Origin of the sequence: Campylobacter pinnipediorum subsp. caledonicus (assembly GCF_002022005.1) — a bacterium.
GTDB classification, from domain to species: Bacteria; Campylobacterota; Campylobacteria; order Campylobacterales; family Campylobacteraceae; genus Campylobacter_A; species Campylobacter_A caledonicus.
This window is the reverse complement of record NZ_CP017258.1, coordinates 1,451,510-1,471,955: the sequence shown is the minus strand read 5'-3', so window position 1 is coordinate 1,471,955 and position 20,446 is coordinate 1,451,510. Positions and strand designations below refer to the sequence as shown.

Genomic DNA, 20,446 nt, shown 5'->3' with positions numbered 1-20,446 from the left:
TAAAGCAAAGCAAATAAGCCTTCCTAGGTATTTACTTTTTAAATACCTTAGGTTTGATAAGTCACAGCCTTTTATAACATTAAGCGCAGTGCTTGCTTTTTTAGGTGTTAGTATTGGCTTGATGGTTCTTATAGTAGCAATGGCTATAATGAACGGTTTTGATAAAGAATTTGAACGAAAATTATTTACTATGAATTACCCTTTAACCATAATAAGTGGCTTTAAGGGTAATGTCAATGATAAATTTGTAGATGAACTAAAACAAAAATTTCCAAACTTAAAATTTAGCCCATATATAAGCACTCAGGTTATATTTAAAGGACAAGAGCGACTTGATGGTGGAATTTTATTTGGCATAAACTCAAATGATGAAAAGCATATAAACTCTGTAGTAAAAGAGGCTCTTGGTGATAAAAACCTAGATGGATATGATATTTTAATAGGTAGTGGGATACAAAGCGATTTTAACTTACTTAATGGCGATAAGCTTACTTTGATATTTACAAAAGCCGATCCTAGTGGGTTTAGTCTTATTCCAAAGATGAAAAGATTTGTTGTTAAAGATAGTTTCACATCAGGACTTATAGCTTATGATAAGTCATATTCTTATACTTCTTCCAAAGCTTTGGCTAAAATTTTAGATTATCCAGATGGTGTTTATGATGGTGTTCATGTCTATTCTGATAAACCTTTTGAAGATATTGTTTTATTACAAAATGCTTTACCTTTTAGCTTCAAAGCTATTGGCTGGTGGCAACAAAATGGAAATTTCTTTTCAGCATTACAACTTGAGAAGAGGGCTTTATTTATAGTTCTTATGCTTATTATTTTGGTTGCTTCACTAAATATAGTAAGTTCACTTTTAATGACAGTTATGAATAGAAGACAAGAGATAGCATTGCTCTTGGCGCTTGGTTCGACTACAAGTGAGATTAAAAAAAGCTTTTTTTACCAAGGTCTTGTTATAGGACTTGGTGGTATTTTATTTGGTGTTTTGCTTGGTTTATTTGGTATATGGCTACTTGGAAATTTTGATATTATAAATTTACCAGCGGATGTTTATGGAAGCTCTAACTTACCATTAGAACTTTCTTTGGTTGATTTTTTTATGATAGTTGGTGGGGCTGTTGTTATAGTTGCTTTATCATCTTATTATCCAGCAAAAAAAGCTACAAAGATAAATATACTAACAACATTAAGAAATGAATAGTATTTGTTGTGATAGCAACTTTCTTTGTTAAATAATTTTTATATTAAATTTAATATTATTTTGTTATTATATTGATAAGGATTATTAAATATGCAAAACAAGGAAATATAATTATGAAAAAAATTATTACTTTAGTAGTGGCTATATTTTTTGTTGGATGCGCTACAGCATCTCATAATACAGTCCAAAAAAAACAAGAAAACATAAACCACGCTTATCACAATCATCATGATATGCCCATACACTTTACAGATGATTTTATGCATACACATAAAGAACATGTGATGAATCATGATATGATGCAAAATTTTCAATTAAGAAGTATGCCAGAGATTGAATTAAAAAGTGATATAAAAAACTCAAATGATGTAGAAAAGGCCATATTGAAAGAATTTAAAGATAAAGTTATAACGGTAGCATATATGAAATACGGAGCAAGTAGAGGTGTTGAACTTGAAATTAAAGAACCTATAAATCGTATAACATTTAGAAAACTTGGCGTTAAGATAGCTGATTTGGTTAGACAAGTAACTGATAAAGATGGTCTTATAGAGATAAATTCTAAAATAAATGGAATTCAAGTTAGTAAATTTTTATAATAATCATTGTATTTTGTTATATTTGTGATATATAACCATAATCAGTAGATATATAAGCAAATAGGCTATCAAACTTAGAATTATTATTGTTATATTTTTAGTATATTTTGTTATTTATAATAATTTTTATATTAAAGTAATTGTAATAATTTTTATTTATAAATGTAAAAAATATTTTTAAAGTATTATTTATTTCTTATATTATATAATATATAAGTTAATATATATAAAATATATATAAAATATAGCTATTTGTTATTGATTTTTTAAAAAAAATATAGTAGTATACGTGATCTAAAATCCGAAATACACAAATTCAAAAAGTAAAGAAAAAAAAAGGGGGGAGGAGCTTGATTAAAATGAAAAATAATTTTTTAATTATTTTATCACTTTTTTATATAACTTGTTTTGAAGCAAGAGCCTATCAGCAATTAAATATTAGAAATGAAAAGATAGAAGAAAATAGAAAGCTTAAAAATGAGATAGATAGGAAAATACAAAATATAGACAATCAAAAATTAGATAATATAGATATAGACTATATAAAAGAAGAAAATAAAATAAATAAAATTGATATAAAAAAACAAGATATAAGTCTAAAAAAATATTTTTAGACGGAGAACATCCTTTAAAAGAAAAGTTGCAAAAAGAAATAGAAAAATTTTTAAATGCTGAAATGAACGAAAAAAACATCTACCTAATAATAGAATATATAAATAAACGTTTAGTGGAAGATGGTTATGTTACAAGCTTTAGTTCTTTTAAAAATGGAAATGTTTATGATGGTTATCTTGAATTAGAAATAAAAGCAGGAAAAATAAACGAAATTTATTTCGAGACCAAAAAAGACAAAGGTTTTAGAGAAAGACAAGAGATTTTTTTCGCATTTCCATATTATAAAGACAAAGTTTTAAATACAAAGTATTTAGATCAAGGAATAGAAAATTTAAGTATGGGGCGAAAACAAAATCAATTAGAGATAGTTCAAAGCGATAAAGAAGGATATTCAGATATTATTATACGCCAAAAAGAGGATATTGGAAATTTTGGAATAAACTATGACAATAGCCCAATTGAAAAAGATAGAAATAAATTAGCGTTTAATTATAATGGAGGAAATATACTCCCAATAAATGATTCATTTGGAGTATCTTATTCTACAAATTTAGGAAAAGATTATACTAAAAATAAAGATGAGAATTTAAACTTTTCTTACGCAATACCATTTGGGTATTATAAATTTTCATATAATTTAGGAGTAAACAAAACACATTCAGTTGTTAAGGGAAATACGACTAATATAACAAGAGATGGTAAGGTAAAAAAACAAAAATTTAAACTATCTAGGATTATAACCAGAGGTAAGTATAATAAAATGACAGGTTATGTGTTTTTTGGCCAAAGAGAGAATGAAACCTATATAAATAATGAAAAAATTTTAATAAATAGCAAAACATATTCTACAACTGGTCTTGGTGTAAATTATTCTGATAAGTTTTTGGGTGGAAATATTTATTTAGGATTAGAATATGAAAAAGGAGTTCCTTGGTTTAGGGCAGAGGGAGATAAAAACTATAATCCTAAATTGCCTAAAAAAGAGTTTCAAAAGTATTCTTTAAATGTTGATTGGGGAAGATACTTCCTTTTACAAAACAAAGATGTTTTGGGATTTAGATCAAGTTTCTTAGGTGTGTATTCAAATGATAGATTGTTAAATATAAATAAAATGAGTATAGGAGATGATTATACAGTGAGGGGTTTTAAGGAAAATTCTATTTCGGGAGAAAAAGGTGCTTATATAAGCAATACACTTACATACTATTTCTCAGAAGAGAAACATCCATATATGCATGTTATAAATCCTTTTGTGGGTTTAGATGCAGGAACAGTAAGGGATAAAGATAATAGCTCTAGAGAAAGTATAATTGGAATGGTATACGGAGTAAAATTTCAAAAAAATGGGTTTAATGGGAGTTTAATGGTTAGCAGAGCTTTAAAAAAAGAATCAAGACACAAAAATGAGGGAAATGTGATCTCATTTAATTTTGGTCATTCATTTTAATTTAAGGAAGAGAAAATGAAATCGTCGATATTTTTTAAAAAAATTGAAAGTTTTTTAAAACAAAATTTACAAAAAATAAAAAAAGTAGCAACTGTAGCTATGGCATTTTTTTTAACTAGTATGGGTATAAGGACTTTAGCAGAAGAAAATAAAGTAGATAATATAGTAAAAAATGAAAAAAGCAAACAGTTGAAAATAGAAAGAAAAGAACGTAGAGGCCCGGTAATAATTGAGATAGAAAAACCTAATGATAAAGGTGTTTCTCATAATATTTATGATAAATTTGATATGACAGCAGATGATAGAACTGTTTTTAATAATGTTGATAAAGATACCGCTGAAGAATATCAAAGTCAACTTTTAGAACCTCCACTAATGCAAAATAGAAATTTTGATGGAGCCAAAACTGGTGCAAGTGTTATAATAAATGAAATTGTAGGTGGAAGTCCAAGCAGTTTATCTGGAAATGTTGAAGTAGCTGGAAAAAAAGCTGATTTGATCTTTGCAAATGAAAATGGAATAAAAGTAAATAATCAAAAATACATTAATGTTAATAGAGTTATTTTTGGAAATAATATAAATGATATAAAAAATCAAAAATATGAAGAAAAACATACACATTTAATAGACGAAAATACACAAAAAAGCATAACTGATACTATAGAAAAAATAAAAGAAATAGAAAAAGAAATAGAAAAACAAAAAGATAAAATCGAAAAAGAAAAAATAAAAGATATAAATAAAAATATAGAAGAGATGGAAAAGAGAATTAAAATCTCAAAAAAAGAATCAGAAATAATAAAGTCTTTAGAAAAAGAATTAAAGAAAGAGATTAAAAATTTAGAAATTCTTAAAGCTTCTGCAAGAACAGCAAATCCTTCTATGTATGAAAATAAAATTATTATCAAACCAAGCACTCAAGAAGGATATAGCTCGTTGTATTCACTTCAAAGAGTTAATAGCAAAACATTAGAAATAGACAAAAAAACAGGCGCTATCGCATCAAAGGGTCAGGATAGTTTATCTCTACCTGTAGTATATAGTCAAAAGCTTGACAGAGCAGCTCTTCCTACTATGGCAAGCACTAAGATAATACAGGAGCCATCAAAACAAGTAAAATATGTAGCCGAAGCACAAAAATTAGACACAAAGTCAGCTAATAGCACCCCTAGTATAAATTTCAATAAAAGCGAAGATGATATATCGTTAGATGACGCATCTTTCACAGGAATTTTACCAGTAGCTCTTACTAGTTTCTCTCCTGCCGAAAAAGTATATAAAACAGCAAAACAAACAAAAGATACACAAGAACCAATTGCAATCAAACCAAGATCAATAAAAATTAAATCAGATGGCGAATCTGCTGAAAATGGTTTAGAGCTTAATCAAGGCGAGGAAGCTACTGAGCCTACTCAAAATTTTACTCTTGTATCTCTTGCAAGCGCAACTACTGGTGAAAAAACAGAGAAGCTAGAAAAGCAATTAGATGACACACAATTATCAGATGAAGCAAAAACAGTAAAAACAACTAAAGCAGATAATGCATCTAATGAAAATACTTTAGAGCTTAAAAAAGCCGAAGTAGCTACTTTATCTGCTCAAAAAATTACTCCTGTGTCTGTTCCTAGTAAAACTAATACTGAGAAAAAAGTAGATACTCCTATAAAAAAATTAAACCATATAGAGGTAGCGGATACAACTAAAACGCAGTTGGAAAAAGTTGATGGAAATGACAAATCAACCTTAGTCCAGATAGCAAAAACTAATAGCAATGGAATTTCTCATAACTTATATAATGAATTTAGTATAGAATCTGATGAAAACGTATTGCTAAATAATAATAGTAGCGGTGGAAAAGTGGGAAGTAAGCTTCTAAATGGTCAACAATTTTCATCAAATAAAAATCTTGATGGAAAATCTGCAAGTTTGATTATCAATGAAGTTGGAATGAATGATAGAGGTGCTACTAAACTAGCTGGAGGACTTGAAGTCTTAGGAAAGAAATCTGATGTTATTATTGCTAACGAAAACGGAATTATCGTTAATGGTGGTCGTTTTGAAAATGTTGGCGAGCTTACATTAAGCTCAGGAAAATATCAGATGTCTGATTCAAGCGGAAAACAGCATATATTTAAGGATAATGATGGAAAGGTATTGGTTAATGCTAATACGAAAGTAGATAAGCTTTCTATTGTAGATAGTGGACAAATTGAGATATCAAAAGAAGCTACTTTGGATTCAAATCGTTTATTTTTACAAGCAAGTAAAAACCTGAAAAATCAGGGAAAAATAAAAGGTAAAGATGCAAGAGTATTATCTAAAGGAAACATAATAAACGATGGTGAGATAAACTCTAATGATGTTTTTGTTTCTGGTAAAAATTTAATAAATAAAGGAAAAATAGACTCAACTTTAAGCACAACGGTAAAAGGACGTAATTTAGAAAATTATGGAGAAATCACATCAAAAAAATATGTTGATCTAACTGCTGGAACCGGAGTTAATAAAGGAAAAGTTACTTCAAAAAATGTTAAAGCAACATTGGATGATTATCAAAATGAAGGCGTGTTGTCGGCAAAAAATAATTTAGCCATATACTCAAACGATAAGCTTATAAATAAAAATGAAATTTCAGGAAATATTGTTCAAATATCAGGGGATTATATAGAAAACACAGATGGAGCATTTATCTCAGCAAAAGATGGTCTAAAGATAGAAGGAAAAGTTTTAAGAAATGATTCATCAGCAATTGTTTCAGATAAACAATTATATATAGATGCCCAAGATGAAATTCAAAATGTTAATAAAGCTCTTGTTCATTCAAATGAAGCAGGAGTAGTAAGAGCTAAAAAAATTCTCAACGTTGGATCTCAAATTAGCTCAAAGGAAAATTTAAGACTTCAAACAAATGAACTTGAAAACACAGGAAATTTTAATTATGAAATTAAAAACGAAGGGTATAAAAAACTTTCTAAGAGTACAAATGTAAGAGAGTCAATGTGGAAAGCATGGTATAACGGATATAGTGTTGAAGTAAAAATACCAAAAGAATCTGTAAATATTGGAAATACGGCATCACTAATTCATTCTGATAAAAATATTGTTATTTCTTCATATGATAAAGGAAGAGATAGCAAAACTAAAGTATACAATAAAGACTCTAGTATAGCAGCTAAAGAAAATCTATATGTTTTAGGAGATTTAAATAACTTAACTACAACTAAAACTAGAAATTTAGAAACGATGCTTAATGATATAAAAATTACTTTAAATTGGAATACCAATTCATTGGTTAATGGAGGAATTCTTAATACAGGAAAAGATGCAGAAGAAGTTTCGTTACTAAAATTATTAAAAGATAAAGATGTTTTAAGAAAATATCAATACTGGAACTTGTTAAGAAGTATTAATGATCCAGGTTTAGATAAATTAATGAGCATAGCTTTAGGATCTGATTGGAAATCAAAAGATGAAATTCCTAATCTCTTAGATGGAGAAAAAATCGAATACTACTCTGCTGATAGTCGTGGACAAGTTTTAGCTGAGAAAAATATCTTTGTAAAGGGAGATGTTTATAATGATTCTATAAGCACAGATGAAACTTTACTAACTTGGGAAAAAAATAGGGATACAAAAAACAAAAAAGGAATTTATGAAAAAGCAGGAGAGATTAAGAATAGAAAATATAATAAATATGTGTATAGTAAAGATGCACAAGATAGCTTAAAAAAAATAGAAAAAGATAAAGAAGAGGATACACTAGGAAAAATAAAAGCCGGAAAAGATTTAGTTGTAGATGCGGAAAAATTTAATAATAAAAATTCACAAATTTTTGCCGGAAATAATCTATTTACTTCATCGAAAGATTTTAAAAACGAAGGCTCTAAAGACATCAAAACAGATATTGTTGCAAAAGGAAAAGCAAATATCCAAGCAAGAGAAAATGTAAAATTAGAACTTTCAGAGATAATTGCGGATGAAGGTTTGGATATTCAAGCCAGAAATATAGATATAGTAGGAGCTGATCTTTATTCAATAGGTGGAGATGTAAATCTTGAAGCAGAAGAAAAAGTTAATGTGGAAGATAAAATAGAAACAGATTCAGAAAAAATCATTGAAAATGAAAGAACAACTACTACCAATGAAACTACAGAATTAACAAGAGAAATACAAAGTAGTAAAGCATCTAACATCAAAGGAAAAAATGTAAATATAGCTGCAGGAGAAAAAGCAAAAATAAAAGGAAGCAACATCAAAGCTGAAGAAAAAGCAAGAATAAGTGCAAAAGATGTTGATATACAATCAAGCAAAACAAAAGATATAGAAAAAATAACCAATCAAACAGGCGGAAAATATAAATCTGGATTACCTGAGTTAGCTGCATTTAAAAATAAAGATACCGAAAAAACAACTCAAAATGCTAGTAAAATTCAAGCAAAAAATGTAGAGATAGAAGCTGAAAAGGATATAAACGTAAAGGGAAGTGACATAGTAGCTAAGGAGAATATAGGCTTAAAAGCAGGTGGAAAAATTAACATAGAAGATGCAAAAGAAGAAGAAAAAACTAACGAAAGTGCTTCTAGTATGGGGTTGGTGGGTTCAACTTACTACAAAAAAGCAGAGGAAAAAGGAAGCTCAAGAGCTAGTAATATAATTGCAGGTGGAAAAGTAAATATACAAGCGGAAGAAGATGTTGATGTTACCGGTTCTAATATCAAAGGCTCAGGTGGAGATATAGTCTCGAAAAAGAAAAAAGTTAATTTTAATGCTGTAGAAGAAACACATAAAGTAACAGAGACGGAAACATCTATTGGATTTGTTGGTTCTGCTTCAGCCGGAATTGGAGATTTGGGAGTAAAAGCCGAATTTGATAGTGCTCATAATAAATCGAGTACAGAAATTATAAACAATTATGCCCCTAAAAAAGGATTAAGTAGCAAACCAGGTCAGTCTAAATTATCTAGTCTTGCAAATGGAGAAATTGGATTAAAAATTTCAAATAACAAAATAGAGACGGAAGATAAAAAATGGAAAAATGGAACTCTGGAAGCTAGTGAAGGTAGCTTCAATATAAAAGGAAAAGAGCAAGTTGATATCGGTGGAACCGATATAATAACTAAAAAGCGTTTGGATATTACAGCAGAAAAAGTAGAGTCCAAGGTTTATAAAGATACTCATAAAGAAAAAACTACTGGATTTAGTCTTACAGGAAAACAAAGTTTAGGTGCTACAAGTAGTATATTGGATGCTATGAATAGCTCAAAAGAGATTACAGAAGATGCTATGAAGGGTCAATTAAATCAAGGCTTGGCAGGATTAAAAGCCGCAGGAGCTGTTACTAACTTATTGTTTAATGATACAATAGGAGGCAATTCTAAGCAAGAATTAGGATTTAATTATACAGATTCTAATAAAGAAGTTACTAAAGATAAAAAATCCAAAATAAAAGCAGGAGAGGGTATATCTATAACAGCTACTGAGGAAGATGTTAATTTAAATAATGTAGATATAGAAAGCAAAGGAGATGTTGATTTAACTGCAAAACGTGATGTTAATGTTGCTGGTGGAAAAATAGAAGAAAAATCAACTAATAATAATTTTTCCGCAGAAATTCATGCTCAACAAACAGCTGGAGTTAGTGCTATATTTGGTTCTAATGTTCAAGCTGGGGGCGGAGCTTCATTTGACTATGAACGTGGTAGCGAAGAATCATTAACGCATAGCAACTCAAGAATAAAAGGTAAAAATGTAAGAATAAATGCTGGAAGAGATGTTAATGTTAAGGGTGCGGAGATTAGAGCTGATAAAAAAGCAAAAGTTAAAGCAGAGAGAGACCTTAATGTTGAAAGCCCAATAGATACATATAATACTTCAAAAATAAAAAGCAATGCTTCAGCAACATTGTCAGCAGGATTGGGAAGTAATACAATTGGTGCGGGAAATGTTAGTGCTTCAGCTGGAGGCGGACATATCTATGGTAATGGAGAAAAAATTTCAGGAAGATCTAGTATAACTGCAGGTGAAGAATTTGAAGCAGAAGTAGGGAATAATCTTAATTTAGACTCAGCAACTATTGGAAGTGATACAAAAAAAGGTTCATTAAAAGTTGATGGAGAGACAAAAATAACAGAAAGAGTATTAAAAGAGCAAGCCGGTGGAGCAATTGTTGGAATTTCAGGTGGAATAACTGGAGAAATTGGAGCAGATGTTGAAATTGGAGATAAGAAAGATAAACAAGTTGCTCAAAATTCTATAATAAGTCTAGAAAAAGAAAATATATCTTCTAACAAGATAAGCTTGAATGGTCAAAAAACAGAAACAGATAGTTTAAGAACAGACAAGAAAGAAGAACAAGAGACACTAAAAGATGTGTTTGAGAAGGGTGGTAGTGCAAGTCTAAGTTTTTCTGTTAAAGATACTAAAAAACTTCTAGGAAGTGCAAAACCGAGATCTAAGAGAAGCACACAAGAAAATGGACAAAAATCTCGAAGTGATTATGAAGATATAAGTAGTGCTTTTTCGAGTAGAAATGAAGCAGAAAGCAAAAGAGCACAAGAAAGAATAGATGATTCTTCTTCAAGTGAATCAACTAAAGAACCAATCTATGCACAAATAGATCGATCTAAAAAGACACCAAAAGTTGAGTCAGAAGCAGATAGACAAGCTAGAATAGCTCAAGAAAATACACAAAAATATGGACCAAAAGAAAGTGTAGTAAGCCCTGATAACGCTACTTACATGACTATTCAAAGAAAAGGAAGAGCTGAAGAAATAGCTAATAAAGCACAAAGAGAGCTACCAAAACTTCCTAGTGAAGATGTTAAAGCACGAAAATCTTTAGACTTAGAAACTACTAGAGAAAAAATATATGAAGATCCGTATAGCATTATTTCAAATAAAAATGAAATAGAAAACAAGAGGGTTAAGGAGAGCGATTACGAAGATTTAGATAAAATCAGAGAGTTCTTATCGCCAAATCAAAAAAGATCACAAGAAACTTTATCTAGAAAAGCAGAATCAACTAAAGAACCAATCTATGCACAAATAGATCGATCTAAAAAGACACCAAAAGTTGAGTCAGAAGCAGATAGACAAGCTAGAATAGCTCAAGAAAATACACAAAAATATGGTCCAAAAGAAAGCGTAGTAAATCCTGATAATGATTTATATGCGACTATCCAAAGAAGAGGAAAAGCAGAAGAAATAGCTAACAAAGCAAAAAGAGAACTGCTAAAACTTCCAGGAGAAGAAGCTAAATCACGCAAATCTTTAGAAGCAGAAGTTTCAAGAGAGAAAATTTATGAAGATCTAGACAGCATCCTTCCAAGAAAAAATGAGGTAGAAAAAATTCAAGAAAGCGATTATGAGGATTTAGATAAAATCAGAGAGTTCTTATCGCCAAATCAAAAAAGATCACAAGAAACTTTATCTAGAAAAGCAGAATCAACTAAAGAACCAATCTACGCACAAATAGATCCATCTAAGAAAAAAGTAAAAGTAGAAACAGAAGCAGAGAGACAAGCTAGAGTAGATCAAGAAAATACACAAAAATATGGACCAAAAGAAAGTGTAGTAAGCCCTGATAACGCTACTTACATGACTATTCAAAGAAAAGGAAGAGCTGAAGAAATAGCTAATAAAGCACAAAGAGAGCTACCAAAACTTCCTAGTGAAGATGTTAAAACACAAAAATCTTTAGATGTAGAAACTACTAGAGAAAAAATATATGAAGATCCGTATAGCATTATTTCAAATAAAAATGAAATAGAAAACAAGAGGGTTAAGGAAAGCGATTACGAAGATTTAGATAAAATCAGAAATGAGCTAAAAAATATAAAATATAAAATGGCTGATGATGTAGATTTTGGTGCATTTAAAGGTGAGGTAGAAGGTAAAAAATACAAGACAGATGATTCAGATTTTGATAAATCTAATAAATTTGAAGAAATTTCGTTGGCTGATGAAGAAAAAGCGCCGATTGCTAATAAACCAAAATCTGAATATCACGGATTGATAGAAGGAGCTGGCAGTGGAGTTACAAAAGACAATGTATTTAATGAAAAATATGTAACTATAAACGATAAAATAGTTGCTATTACAAATACAAACTATACTCCAAAACAATTAAGTGCAGAAGAGAGAAATAGAAGATTTGATGAAGTTAAGAAAAAAGCTGAAAAATTAAATCCTCATAAAGAGGCTGTAAAAAAGCTTAAAAAAATAGCAAATGATTCAAATAATATTCCAAAAGAAGCTCTTATTTCTAAATTGAATGAATTAAGAGATGGATATAATAACGATCAAGTCATTGAGCTAGTAACTAAGTCTGCGCAAGAAAACAGTAAAATAGTTGTGCCAGATACTTTTGATGTAAATAAACTGACTGCTAATGAGAAAAATGAGATAGGAAAAGTGTTTAACAAAACTCCTCTTGGCGATGGATATAAAGAATTTAGAAAAGATGTAGATCAAAAAATTTACGAAAATCTAAAAGAAAATCCTAGATTTAATGAGCTTATGAATGATAATTTAAGTGGAAATCAAGAAAAACTAAAAGAGCTATTTAAAATTGTTTCTGAAAGCAAAAAAGATGCATTTAAACAAATCGGAGGAATAGATATTCCAACACCTAAATTGGAATTATTGTCTTCATCTAAAAAGCATAAACATATTCATGGAGATTACGATGGAGATTTAGTAAGAATGAATGATGTTGCTCCAATTCCATCAAAGGAAAAATTAGCACAAAATAAAGAATTACTAAATACAATGATACATGAATTAACACATCATGATCAGGCATATTTGGCTGAAAATAGAAATAATGCAAATTTAAGAAAAGATTTAAAAATAGATGCTGATATGTTCTCTCTAAATCAAAATCTTTATGTTCAAAAGGGAGAAAACTATAAGAAGCAACCACTAGAGAGTGATGCATTTAATGCAGGAGATAGCTTAAGTGATAGATTGATTAAAGATGTGTATAAAGATAACTCATCTAGTTTCGGCAACACTGACTATAAACCTAAAAAAATAAGCGAAAAAGAAAAGAAAAAGCTTGAGAAAAAAGCCAAGAAAAACAATAAATCAGAATTTACTGACACATATACTAAGTTTAGGAAAAATGCAGATACTAAGTTATTAGAAAACCTTTCTGCTGACCCTCAATTTAAGAAATTGATGAGTAGTGAAATTAATGGAAATCCTGAAAAAGTAAAAGAATTGGTTGACATCGTATCAAGAGCTAAGAAAAATTCTTTAGAGCAATTGGGTGAAACTAATATACCAAAATCAGAATTAGTTTTAAAAGAAGCTGTACCTAACACTTCAAAAGCTTCAAACAAACAACAACAAAATACTGAAATATTAAATAATATATTAAAACAGTATACATATAAGTTCTCAGAGGCTAATGGTGAAAATCTTGTAAAGAAAATAAGTGAGCAAAAAACAGATAAGATCAATGATGGAATAGGAAATACAAAATATGTTCCTGAGAAATTATCAAAACAAGAAAAAGATAAACTATTTAAAGAAGCTAAAGAAAAAGCTAAAAATAGAGACCAAGCAAAAGAAGCAGAGGCTAAATTAGCTCTATTGGCAAAAAATTCTAAAAATCTTCCAAAAGAACATTTATTAAAAGCTGTAAATGAAATTGCATACGGACTAGGTATGCAAGATTCAGTAGAATTGATAAAGAAATCTTCCGAGACAGGACTAAAAATAAATAGACCGGTTGTTATAGAGGGATTTGAGGGTAAAAATGTTAAGAATATGGGAGAAGTTCTAAAGAATATCAAATTTGATGAAAGTTATATTAAAGCTAGAGAAGAAATCAACAAAAAAATAGTAGAAAAACTTGATTCAAGTAAAGAATTCCATGATCTAATGAAAGAAAAACTTTCTGGAAATGAAGAAGGAATAAAAAAATTATTTGATATGGTTGAAAGCGCTAAAAGAGAATCTTTAAAAGAGGTAACTGGAATTAAAGGTAAAAAAGCAACATTGGAACTAAATAAAGAAAATGGACCATTATCTATGAAACAAGGATATTATAGTGATAATGAGGTTCATATGAACGCAACTCCTATTATTAGTTTCTTAAGAACTAAAAAACAAAACAATAAGGAAATTTTAGATACTATAGTTCATGAATTAACCCATCATGATCAAGCTCAAATAACAGGAAATAAAAACAAAAAATTGCCAGATGCAATTAAGGCAGATGCTGATTTATTGTCATTAAATGAAAGTTATTATATTAACTCAGATTTAAAAAATTTCTCAGCATATAAAAACCAACCTCTAGAAAGAGAGGCTTTTATATCAGGACATAAATTAGGAGAACAATTAAGTAAGTTGGTAGATAAAGGTTATACAGGAGATAAAACTGAGGTAAAAGAAATTAAAAATATCGAACATTTACCAAATAAAATAAATAACCTAGAAACCAAAAAATCTGCAAAAGCTGAGTTGGGTGATAGTGCTTTAATCTATGGATTAAAATATGGAAGACAAGAGCTAATTGGAAAAGCTAATGAAGCAGATAAAGAGGGTAAAAACCCAACCTTGGCTGATAGTTATATAGGAAAGCTAAACTTAGGATTTGAATTCGCAAACTTAACAGATTTCGCTAAAAAGTTAAATAAAGGCGAAGTGACAGATGCAGATATAGCAGATATAGCAAACTTTCAAGATCCAGGTGCAGCGCATGCTAGAAAAACTGAGTCAAGAAGTAGAATAAATGCTGCTAATTCAGATGATAATAAAAAAATCATGACTGAATTACTAAAAAATGAAAAAGCAGTAGATTCTCTAAAGAAAGTTGGAGAACTTAGTGAAAAAGTTGATAATGTTTTTACAGAGATGAGAAAGAATGAATTTTTAGATTTGGATAATCCAAAAGAGTCTTCACGTTTCACTGATGAACAAAACAAACAAATTAGAGATTATAATAATCTTCAAAACGAGTTAAATAATGCTAGAATGGATTTCTTTACAGAAAAGACAAAACTTATAGCAAAAGAAACTTTAGAAAGAGGCGGAAAGTTATATTTCGCATTGGATGGATTAGCAACAGATAGTACTAGCTTTACTAAAAATACAAAAATAGATATGGATCGCTTAAAAGATTTATTTGATGAAAAAAATCCTTACTATAATGCGGTTACATCAAGAGAGTTAAGATATCTATATGAAAATTATAAAGATAATCCAAACTTGAAATTTACAATAAAAGACCATGTAATCGAGAATCCATTAAAGACACTTGAGATTAAGCCTTCTGGTGAAGAAGCTAGTAAGAAAAATGTTCAAAATTTTGAGAAGAGATTTCTTCCAGAATTAAAAAATCCATTTGCTAAAAAAGCAAATACTAAAAATGAAATAGATGGTAATAAACAAGCATTACAAAGTGATGTGTCAGGTTTCGGCAACACTGACTATAAACCTAAAAAAATAAGCGAAAAAGAAAAGAAAAAGCTTGAGAAAAAAGCCAAGAAAAACAATAAATCAGAATTTACTGACACATATACTAAGTTTAGGAAAAATGCAGATACTAAGTTATTAGAAAACCTTTCTGCTGACCCTCAATTTAAGAAATTGATGAGTAGTGAAATTAATGGAAATCCTGAAAAAGTAAAAGAATTGGTTGACATCGTATCAAGAGCTAAGAAAAATTCTTTAGAGCAATTGGGTGAAACTAATATACCAAAATCAGAATTAGTTTTAAAAGAAGCTGTACCTAACACTTCAAAAGCTTCAAACAAACAACAACAAAATACTGAAATATTAAATAATATATTAAAACAGTATACATATAAGTTCTCAGAGGCTAATGGTGAAAATCTTGTAAAGAAAATAAGTGAGCAAAAAACAGATAAGATCAATGATGGAATAGGAAATACAAAATATGTTCCTGAGAAATTATCAAAACAAGAAAAAGATAAACTATTTAAAGAAGCTAAAGAAAAAGCTAAAAATAGAGACCAAGCAAAAGAAGCAGAGGCTAAATTAGCTCTATTGGCAAAAAATTCTAAAAATCTTCCAAAAGAACATTTATTAAAAGCTGTAAATGAAATTGCATACGGACTAGGTATGCAAGATTCAGTAGAATTGATAAAGAAATCTTCCGAGACAGGACTAAAAATAAATAGACCGGTTGTTATAGAGGGATTTGAGGGTAAAAATGTTAAGAATATGGGAGAAGTTCTAAAGAATATCAAATTTGATGAAAGTTATATTAAAGCTAGAGAAGAAATCAACAAAAAAATAGTAGAAAAACTTGATTCAAGTAAAGAATTCCATGATCTAATGAAAGAAAAACTTTCTGGAAATGAAGAAGGAATAAAAAAATTATTTGATATGGTTGAAAGCGCTAAAAGAGAATCTTTAAAAGAGGTAACTGGAATTAAAGGTAAAAAAGCAACATTGGAACTAAATAAAGAAAATGGACCATTATCTATGAAACAAGGATATTATAGTGATAATGAGGTTCATATGAACGCAACTCCTATTATTAGTTTCTTAAGAACTAAAAAACAAAACAATAAGGAAATTTTAGATACTATAGTTCATGAATTAACCCATCATGATCAAGCTCAAATAACAGGAAATAAAAACAAAAAATTGCCAGATGCAATTAAGGCAGATGCTGATTTATTGTCATTAAATGAAAGTTATTATATTAACTCAGATTTAAAAAATTTCTCAGCATATAAAAACCAACCTCTAGAAAGAGAGGCTTTTATATCAGGACATAAATTAGGAGAACAATTAAGTAAGTTGGTAGATAAAGGTTATACAGGAGATAAAACTGAGGTAAAAGAAATTAAAAATATCGAACATTTACCAAATAAAATAAATAACCTAGAAACCAAAAAATCTGCAAAAGCTGAGTTGGGTGATAGTGCTTTAATCTATGGATTAAAATATGGAAGACAAGAGCTAATTGGAAAAGCTAATGAAGCAGATAAAGAGGGTAAAAACCCAACCTTGGCTGATAGTTATATAGGAAAGCTAAACTTAGGATTTGAATTCGCAAACTTAACAGATTTCGCTAAAAAGTTAAATAAAGGCGAAGTGACAGATGCAGATATAGCAGATATAGCAAACTTTCAAGATCCAGGTGCAGCGCATGCTAGAAAAACTGAGTCAAGAAGTAGAATAAATGCTGCTAATTCAGATGATAATAAAAAAATCATGACTGAATTACTAAAAAATGAAAAAGCAGTAGATTCTCTAAAGAAAGTTGGAGAACTTAGTGAAAAAGTTGATAATGTTTTTACAGAGATGAGAAAGAATGAATTTTTAGATTTGGATAATCCAAAAGAGTCTTCACGTTTCACTGATGAACAAAACAAACAAATTAGAGATTATAATAATCTTCAAAACGAGTTAAATAATGCTAGAATGGATTTCTTTACAGAAAAGACAAAACTTATAGCAAAAGAAACTTTAGAAAGAGGCGGAAAGTTATATTTCGCATTGGATGGATTAGCAACAGATAGTACTAGCTTTACTAAAAATACAAAAATAGATATGGATCGCTTAAAAGATTTATTTGATGAAAAAAATCCTTACTATAATGCGGTTACATCAAGAGAGTTAAGATATCTATATGAAAATTATAAAGATAATCCAAACTTGAAATTTACAATAAAAGACCATGTAATCGAGAATCCATTAAAGACACTTGAGATTAAGCCTTCTGGTGAAGAAGCTAGTAAGAAAAATGTTCAAAATTTTGAGAAGAGATTTCTTCCAGAATTAAAAAATCCATTTGCTAAAAAAGCAAATACTAAAAATGAAATAGATGGTAATAAACAAGCATTACAAAGTGATGTGTCAGGTTTCGGCAACACTGACTATAAACCTAAAAAAATAAGCGAAAAAGAAAAGAAAAAGCTTGAGAAAAAAGCCAAGAAAAACAATAAATCAGAATTTACTGACACATATACTAAGTTTAGGAAAAATGCAGATACTAAGTTATTAGAAAACCTTTCTGCTGACCCTCAATTTAAGAAATTGATGAGTAGTGAAATTAATGGAAATCCTGAAAAAGTAAAAGAATTGGTTGACATCGTATCAAGAGCTAAGAAAAATTCTTTAGAGCAATTGGGTGAAACTAATATACCAAAATCAGAATTAGTTTTAAAAGAAGCTGTACCTAACACTTCAAAAGCTTCAAACAAACAACAACAAAATACTGAAATATTAAATAATATATTAAAACAGTATACATATAAGTTCTCAGAGGCTAATGGTGAAAATCTTGTAAAGAAAATAAGTGAGCAAAAAACAGATAAGATCAATGATGGAATAGGAAATACAAAATATGTTCCTGAGAAATTATCAAAACAAGAAAAAGATAAACTATTTAAAGAAGCTAAAGAAAAAGCTAAAAATAGAGACCAAGCAAAAGAAGCAGAGGCTAAATTAGCTCTATTGGCAAAAAATTCTAAAAATCTTCCAAAAGAACATTTATTAAAAGCTGTAAATGAAATTGCATACGGACTAGGTATGCAAGATTCAGTAGAATTGATAAAGAAATCTTCCGAGACAGGACTAAAAATAAATAGACCGGTTGTTATAGAGGGATTTGAGGGTAAAAATGTTAAGAATATGGGAGAAGTTCTAAAGAATATCAAATTTGATGAAAGTTATATTAAAGCTAGAGAAGAAATCAACAAAAAAATAGTAGAAAAACTTGATTCAAGTAAAGAATTCCATGATCTAATGAAAGAAAAACTTTCTGGAAATGAAGAAGGAATAAAAAAATTATTTGATATGGTTGAAAGCGCTAAAAGAGAATCTTTAAAAGAGGTAACTGGAATTAAAGGTAAAAAAGCAACATTGGAACTAAATAAAGAAAATGGACCATTATCTATGAAACAAGGATATTATAGTGATAATGAGGTTCATATGAACGCAACTCCTATTATTAGTTTCTTAAGAACTAAAAAACAAAACAATAAGGAAATTTTAGATACTATAGTTCATGAATTAACCCATCATGATCAAGCTCAAATAACAGGAAATAAAAACAAAAAATTGCCAGATGCAATTAAGGCAGATGCTGATTTATTGTCATTAAATGAAAGTTATTATATTAACTCAGATTTAAAAAATTTCTCAGCATATAAAAACCAACCTCTAGAAAGAGAGGCTTTTATATCAGGACATAAATTAGGAGAACAATTAAGTAAGTTGGTAGATAAAGGTTATACAGGAGATAAAACTGAGGTAAAAGAAATTAAAAATATCGAACATTTACCAAATAAAATAAATAACCTAGAAACCAAAAAATCTGCAAAAGCTGAGTTGGGTGATAGTGCTTTAATCTATGGATTAAAATATGGAAGACAAGAGCTAATTGGAAAAGCTAATGAAGCAGATAAAGAGGGTAAAAACCCAACCTTGGCTGATAGTTATATAGGAAAGCTAAACTTAGGATTTGAATTCGCAAACTTAACAGATTTCGCTAAAAAGTTAAATAAAGGCGAAGTGACAGATGCAGATATAGCAGATATAGCAAACTTTCAAGATCCAGGTGCAGCGCATGCTAGAAAAACTGAGTCAAGAAGTAGAATAAATGCTGCTAATTCAGATGATAATAAAAAAATCATGACTGAATTACTAAAAAATGAAAAAGCAGTAGATTCTCTAAAGAAAGTTGGAGAACTTAGTGAAAAAGTTGATAATGTTTTTACAGAGATGAGAAAGAATGAATTTTTAGATTTGGATAATCCAAAAGAGTCTTCACGTTTCACTGATGAACAAAACAAACAAATTAGAGATTATAATAATCTTCAAAACGAGTTAAATAATGCTAGAATGGATTTCTTTACAGAAAAGACAAAACTTATAGCAAAAGAAACTTTAGAAAGAGGCGGAAAGTTATATTTCGCATTGGATGGATTAGCAACAGATAGTACTAGCTTTACTAAAAATACAAAAATAGATATGGATCGCTTAAAAGATTTATTTGATGAAAAAAATCCTTACTATAATGCGGTTACATCAAGAGAGTTAAGATATCTATATGAAAATTATAAAGATAATCCAAACTTGAAATTTACAATAAAAGACCATGTAATCGAGAATCCATTAAAGACACTTGAGATTAAGCCTTCTAAGTAGTTGATTTAAACATTATAATGTTTTATATGTAGGAAATAAGAAATATTTCTTATTTCCTCATTATATATCAATAGCTACTAATTACTTAAATAATTTTTTATAAAAATATTTAAATTTTACTACTATACTTATAAAATATTTTCTTTTGATAATGTTTTTTTATTTTATGTCTTGTAAAACTATATTTACACTTTTTTATAATATAAATTTTTGTATGAGTGCTTTTAATATATTCCTATGATAATATGGTTTAAATTGTGCTATAAATCCCATTTCTTTGCATTTTTTACGGGATGTAGTGATTTGATATTTAAATATGCAGGCTAATAACTAGTAGTAAGTAAATTATTATTTTAAAACAAATTTCTTATGACATTATTAAAAAATAAAGTTTAAGTATTTTTGTTATTGTTAAGATTTTCAATTTTTAAAAAG

At 28.9% G+C, this 20,446-nt stretch carries 5 protein-coding genes; all 5 read left to right on the top strand.

Going from position 1 to position 20,446, the window contains the following annotated elements; all coding sequences use genetic code 11:
* The first annotated feature begins 13 nt into the window (after positions 1-13).
* The 5 genes from CPIN18021_RS07455 to CPIN18021_RS07440 all read left to right on the top strand — a co-directional run bounded on the left by CPIN18021_RS07455 (position 14) and on the right by CPIN18021_RS07440 (position 20,011).
* The gene (locus tag CPIN18021_RS07455; protein WP_078424887.1) at positions 14-1,210 is read left to right on the top strand and encodes an ABC transporter permease; all 1,197 of its coding nucleotides are present in this window, start codon (positions 14-16) and stop codon (positions 1,208-1,210) included.
* A gap of 113 nt (positions 1,211-1,323) precedes the next feature.
* Positions 1,324-1,809, top strand: a complete 486-nt coding sequence (locus tag CPIN18021_RS07450) for a hypothetical protein (RefSeq protein ID WP_078424740.1) — start codon at positions 1,324-1,326, stop codon at positions 1,807-1,809.
* Positions 1,810-2,168: 359 nt separating this feature from the next.
* Complete coding sequence (locus CPIN18021_RS08775) at positions 2,169-2,423, top strand: hypothetical protein (protein WP_089503416.1); 255 nt, start codon at positions 2,169-2,171, stop codon at positions 2,421-2,423.
* A gap of 26 nt (positions 2,424-2,449) precedes the next feature.
* Positions 2,450-3,871 carry a ShlB/FhaC/HecB family hemolysin secretion/activation protein gene (locus tag CPIN18021_RS07445; protein WP_089503415.1) on the top strand — a complete coding sequence of 474 codons (1,422 nt, stop codon included), beginning with the start codon at positions 2,450-2,452 and terminating at the stop codon, positions 3,869-3,871.
* Positions 3,872-3,886: 15 nt separating this feature from the next.
* On the top strand, positions 3,887-20,011 hold the full coding sequence (locus CPIN18021_RS07440; RefSeq protein ID WP_078424739.1) for a hemagglutinin repeat-containing protein: 16,125 nt from the start codon (positions 3,887-3,889) through the stop codon (positions 20,009-20,011).
* Positions 20,012-20,446 lie beyond the last annotated feature (435 nt).